Annotated in this window: 2 protein-coding genes and 1 pseudogene; all 3 read left to right on the top strand. The window is 77.1% G+C overall.

All coding sequences use genetic code 11. The annotated features are described in order from the left end of the window. Positions 1–1,712: pseudogene (locus WCS02_RS17095) on the top strand (hypothetical protein); the annotation flags it as partial. Between the two features lie 164 nt (positions 1,713–1,876). Next, complete coding sequence (locus tag WCS02_RS17090; protein ID WP_340295420.1) at positions 1,877–2,785, top strand: DUF2382 domain-containing protein; 909 nt, start codon at positions 1,877–1,879, stop codon at positions 2,783–2,785. 157 nt (positions 2,786–2,942) lie between these two features. Beyond that, positions 2,943–5,144: a RecQ family ATP-dependent DNA helicase gene (locus WCS02_RS17085; RefSeq protein ID WP_376983753.1), complete on the top strand. Its 2,202-nt coding sequence runs from the start codon at positions 2,943–2,945 to the stop codon at positions 5,142–5,144. Positions 5,145–5,264 lie beyond the last annotated feature (120 nt).

Below are 5,264 nucleotides of genomic sequence, written 5' to 3'. Positions count from 1 at the left end.
CCCGCCCGGCGCAGCCGACACCCGTGCTGCGGCGGCTGGCCGAGGCCGCCTCCAGCCGCCCGCGCGCGACGCACGCCCGTACCGGCGCGGCGGCCGGGGTGGTCCTCGTGGTGGCGGCCGTCGTGCTCTCGGGGGTGGGGGTCGCGACGCTGCAGGCGGCCGTGCTGCTGCAGACGGTGCTCGTCACGCTGTCGCTCGTGCTCCTCGCCTCGCTGGTGCTGCTCGCGGGGGCGGTGCGGTGGGTCGCCACCGCCCGGCGCCGGTCGTACGGGCTCGTCGCGGGCTCGACGCGACGCTCCCGGCCCCGGCTGCTGTCCCGGCTGGTCGGCGCCCCGGCCCCCACCGTGGACCGCGCCCTCGTCCCGTGGCTGTCCGACGGGCTCGCCGAGCTGGCCGGTCTGCCCGGGACCCTGCTGCGCTTCGGCCACCTGTGGCAGGGGCCCGGGTTCGAGCCCGTCCTCGAGACCGACGACGGGTCCGCGACGGCGGCGGAGGCCTCGGTCCGGGCGCTTGCCGCGTCGCCCGCGCGCCGGCTGATCAACCTCGAGGTGATGACCACCGACCTGAGCCGCGGCCGGCCGTTCCGCTTCCCGCTGGCCGTGGCGGAGCCCGGCGACCGGACCGCGACGGAGGAGGCGTCGCTGTGGTTCGACCCCGGCGACCTGTGCGCCGCGCTCGCCGCCGACGGCCGCGGGGGGACCGACGTGCTCCCCCGCGAGGTCGTCGACGCCATGACGGACCTGACCCCGCGCCGGACCGTGCCCCTGGTGGACGGCTCGGGCGAGGTGACGCTGCACCGGCTGCCCCACCCGTGGAACCTCCCGGTGGTCGTGGCGGTGCGCATCAGCCTGGCGCTGCCGGTGCTGTTCACGGCCGTGCGGCTGTACCGGCTGCTGCCGGAGGGGCAGGCCCGCGACGACCTGGGCCGGACCCTGCACGCCGACGGCGCACCCGTCGCCTCGCAGGCGCACCCCGTCGTCGCCCAGGAGCTGTGGTGGTCCGACGGCGGGATCACGTCCAACTTCCCGGTGCACCTGTTCGACGCGGTGCTCCCGCGCTGGCCGAGCCTCGGGCTCACCCTCGGGTCCCACCCGCCGGGGCAACCGACCCAGGACGTGTGGCTGCCGCAGGACTGGAACGTGCCGCCCGCGCCCGTCGGCGACCTGGGGGCGGGCTACCTCGGGCTGCTGGCGGCGGTGCTGGGCGCGGCGCGCAGCTGGCGGGACACGCTGCACTCGTCCCTGCCCGGCTTCCGCAGCAGGGTGGCCGCGGTGCGCCAGCACCCGGGGGAGGGGGGCGTCAGCCTGTTCATGCCCCGTGCCACGGTCGCGGCCCTCGCCCTGCGGGGGGCTGTGGCCGGCGCCCGGCTGCGCGAGCGCTTCCGGGACGACGCGCAGTGGGAGCGCCACCGCTGGCTCCGCCTCCGGGTGGGCGCCACCGCGTTGGAGGACACCCGGGCGCGGGTGGCGCGCGCCGTGCCCTGGTACGAGCAGCTCCTCGCCGAGCGTGGCGACGGCCTGAAGGGACTCGCCGACGTGCTCCCCGGCGACCCGACCCTGCCGCCCGGGCCGGCCTGGTACGTCCCGGCCCCCGGGTTCTGGGACCACGTCGACCACGTGCTCGACGCCCAGACGGACCCGCCGCCGGACCCCGGGCTGCTCGCCGGCGGGCCCTCGCCCGAGCCGTCGTTCGGGCTGACACCGCCCACCTGAGGCGGCCCGGAGCCTGGTGGCGGAGGTGCTCCCGGCCGCAGGCCGGGGGTGCCGGCGGGGGACCGTGGCAGCCGCCGCGCTGTTTGCCCGGCGGGCGTTCGGGCACCTGCAGAAGGTCAGCCGCGGCCCACCGGCGTGCGGCGCCGACACGACAGGAGCCAGCCATGGACAGCAGCATCGACCTCACCCGGGTCAACGGGGCGGTCGTCGTCGACCTCGACGGCGGCACGATCGGGACCGCGCGGGAGGTCTACCTCGACGACGCCACGGGGCGACCGGAGTGGGTCACCGTCCACACCGGGCTCCTCGGGGGGACGGACTCCTTCGTCCCGCTGACGGGGGCGGAGATCTCGGGCGACGTGCTGCGGGTCCGCTACGGCAAGAAGGTCGTCAAGGGTTCCCCGAAGCCCAGCACGACGGGCCACCTCACGCCGGAGCAGGAGACAGAGCTGTACCGGTACTACGGCCTGGCCCCCGGCACCCCCGCGGACGCCACCATCGTCGGCGAGCGGACGGACGAGGCCGAGGAGGACGCGGTCGCTGCCGACCGTGCGGCCGTCGACGGACCCGCCCGCGCCGTCGCGGCCGGGGCACCGGCATCCGCCGTGACGTCCGGCGGCACCGACGACGCCATGACGGTGTCGGAGGAGCGGCTCACCGTCGGCACCGAGCGGCACGCGGTGGGCAGGGCCCGGCTGCGCAAGTACGTGGTCACGGAGATGCGCACGGTCGAGGTGGAGGTGCGCCGCGAGGAGGTGCGCCTGGAGCACCTGCCGGCCGGTGGCGGCGACCCCGCGACGGACGGCGGAGTGCCTTACGACGGCCCTCCGGTCGACGTCACCGAGGCCGACCCCGTCGTCGTGCTGCACGAGGAGCGGCCGGTCGTCACGACGGAGACCGTGCCCGTCGAGCGGGTCCGCATGGCGACCGGCACGGTCACCTCGACCGAGTCCGTCAGCGGCGAGGTCCGCCGCGAGCACGTCGAGGTCGACGCCGACCCCGGCGTGGAGGTCGACGGCGCGGTCGCCGACGGCCCTGACGCCACCGGTCGCGGGGAGCGCCGCCGCCGCTGACCCAGGCTCCCTCAGGCTGCTGGCCGGGGGGAGCCCTACGGCACCGGGCCGGTGCGCCTGCGAGGTGCGTCCGCCCGGTGCCGTCCGTCCGGCGTCCCGTCCACAGGTGGGCGGTCCCGGACCGGGCTGTGTCCGGGGCAGGGCCTACCGTCCTGACGTGCCCGCAGCCACCGGTCCCGCCGTCGCCCCGCCCCCCGCCCCGCCGGCCGAGGGCCCGCTCGTCGATCCCGCGACGCTGGACGACGACGCCCGTCAGGTCCTCCGACGCCTCACGGCCCGCGAGGACGCGGTCTTCCGCGAGGACCAGCTCGAGGCGGTCCGCGCCCTGCTGGTCGACCGGGCGCGGGTGCTGGTCGTGCAGCGCACGGGGTGGGGCAAGTCGGCCGTGTACTTCGTCGCGACCGCGCTGCTGCGGGCCGCGGGCGCGGGGCCGACGGTCATCGTCAGCCCGCTGCTGTCGCTCATGCGCAACCAGGTCGAGGCGGCCGCGCGGGCGGGCGTCCGCGCCCACACGGTCAACTCCGGCAACGTGACGGAGTGGCAGGAGGTGCGGGCCCGGTTGGCCGCCGGCGAGGTCGACGTCCTGCTGGTGAGCCCCGAGCGGCTCAACAACCCCGACTTCCGCGAGAGCTGGCTGCCGGAGCTGGCCCGGGGGATCGGTCTGCTCGTCGTCGACGAGGCGCACTGCGTGTCCGACTGGGGCCACGACTTCCGCCCGGACTACCGCCGGATCCGCGACCTCCTGGCCTCGCTGCCGCAGGGAACGCCCGTCCTGGCGACCACCGCCACCGCCAACGCGCGCGTGGTCACCGACGTCACCGAGCAGCTGGCGGTGTCGGCCGACGGGCCGGGCCGCGAGGTCGTCACCCTGAGAGGACCGCTGGGCCGTGACTCCCTGCGCCTGGGGGTGCTGCAGCTCGCCGGCCCCGACCGGCTGCCGTGGCTCGCCGAGCACCTGGGCGACCTCCCGGGCTCGGGCATCGTCTACACGCTCACCGTCGCCCAGGCCACCGACGTCGCGGAGGCGCTGCGCGCGGCAGGGCACGAGGTGCGCGCCTACTCCGGCCGCTCCGACACCGACGAGCGCGTCGAGCTCGAGCGGGCGCTGCTGGACAACCGGGTCAAGGCCCTGGTCGCGACCTCGGCCCTCGGGATGGGCTTCGACAAGCCGGACCTCGGCTTCGTCGTGCACCTCGGTGCCCCCGACTCGCCCATCGCCTACTACCAGCAGGTCGGCCGCGCCGGACGTGCCGTCGAGCACGCCGACGTGCTGCTGCTCCCCGGGCCCGAGGACGAGCAGATCTGGGAATGGTTCGCCTCCATGTCGTTCCCCGGCCCGCACAGCGTGGAGCGGGTGCTCGGCGTGCTCGCCTCGGCACCGGGCCCGGTGTCCACGCCCGCCCTGGAGCCCAGGGTGGAGCTGCGCCGCAACAAGCTCGAGCTGCTTCTCAAGGTGCTCGACGTCGACGGTGCCGTCCGCCGGGTCCGCGGCGGCTGGGTGGCCACCGGCGAGGAGTGGCACTACGAGTCCGCGCGCTACGCCCGGGTGGAGGCGGCCCGCGCCGACGAGCAGCAGGCCATGCGCGACTACGTGGCGGGCACGGCGGTGTGCCGGATGCGGTTCCTGCGGGAGCGGCTCGACGACCCGACGGCGACGGACTGCGGCCGCTGCGACGTGTGCGCCGGCCCCTGGTACCCCACCACGCTGAGCGGGGCCGGGCGTGACGTCCTGGAGGAGGTCGTGCGGCGTCCCGGGGTGGTCGTCGAGGCCCGCACCTCCTGGCCCACCGGGATGGGCAGCATCGGCGTCGACGTCAAGGGACGCATCCCCGAGGCCGAGCGGGCGCAGGACGGCCGCGCCGTCGCGCGCTTCACGGACCTCGGCTGGGGGGCGGCCCTGCGGCGCGCCACCGCCCGCGACGAGGAGGGCCGCCCGGTCGACGGGCCCGTCACCGACGAGCTGTTCGGCGCGGTCACCCGGGTGCTGCGCGAGTGGGGCTGGGCCGAGCGGCCCGTCGCCGTCGTCTCGGTGCCGTCGCGGGCGCGCCCGCAGCTGGTCGTCTCGCTGCGGACGCGCCTCGCCGAGGTCGGCCGGCTGCAGGACCTCGGCGAGCTCGAGCTGCGCCACGGCGGCCCGTCCGGGGGGGCCGGGGGGAACTCCGCGGTCCGCCTGGCCGGGGTGTGGGAGCGGCTCGGGGTGCCCGCCTCGACCGCTGCCTCGATCGACGGGCTGTCCGGGCCGGTGCTGCTCGTGGACGACGTCGTCGACTCCCGCTGGACCCTCACCGTCGCCGCGCGCGAGCTGCGGCTGGCCGGGGCCCGGGCCGTGCTCCCGCTCGCGCTGGGCACCGCCGGCTGACGCGGCAGACCCGGGAGACGCCGTCGTCGGCAGGCGAGGTCCGGGACAGGACCTGCGGGCGGCCGCCCGCCTACGCTCGCCGCATGAGCACCCCGGGTCGACGCCGCGCAGGCGACCGCC

The sequence above is a fragment of the Aquipuribacter hungaricus genome (assembly GCF_037860755.1).
GTDB lineage: Bacteria > Actinomycetota > Actinomycetes > Actinomycetales > JBBAYJ01 > Aquipuribacter > Aquipuribacter hungaricus.
The sequence above is the reverse complement of the archived record's forward strand: the minus strand, read 5'-3'. Positions and strand labels throughout refer to the sequence as shown.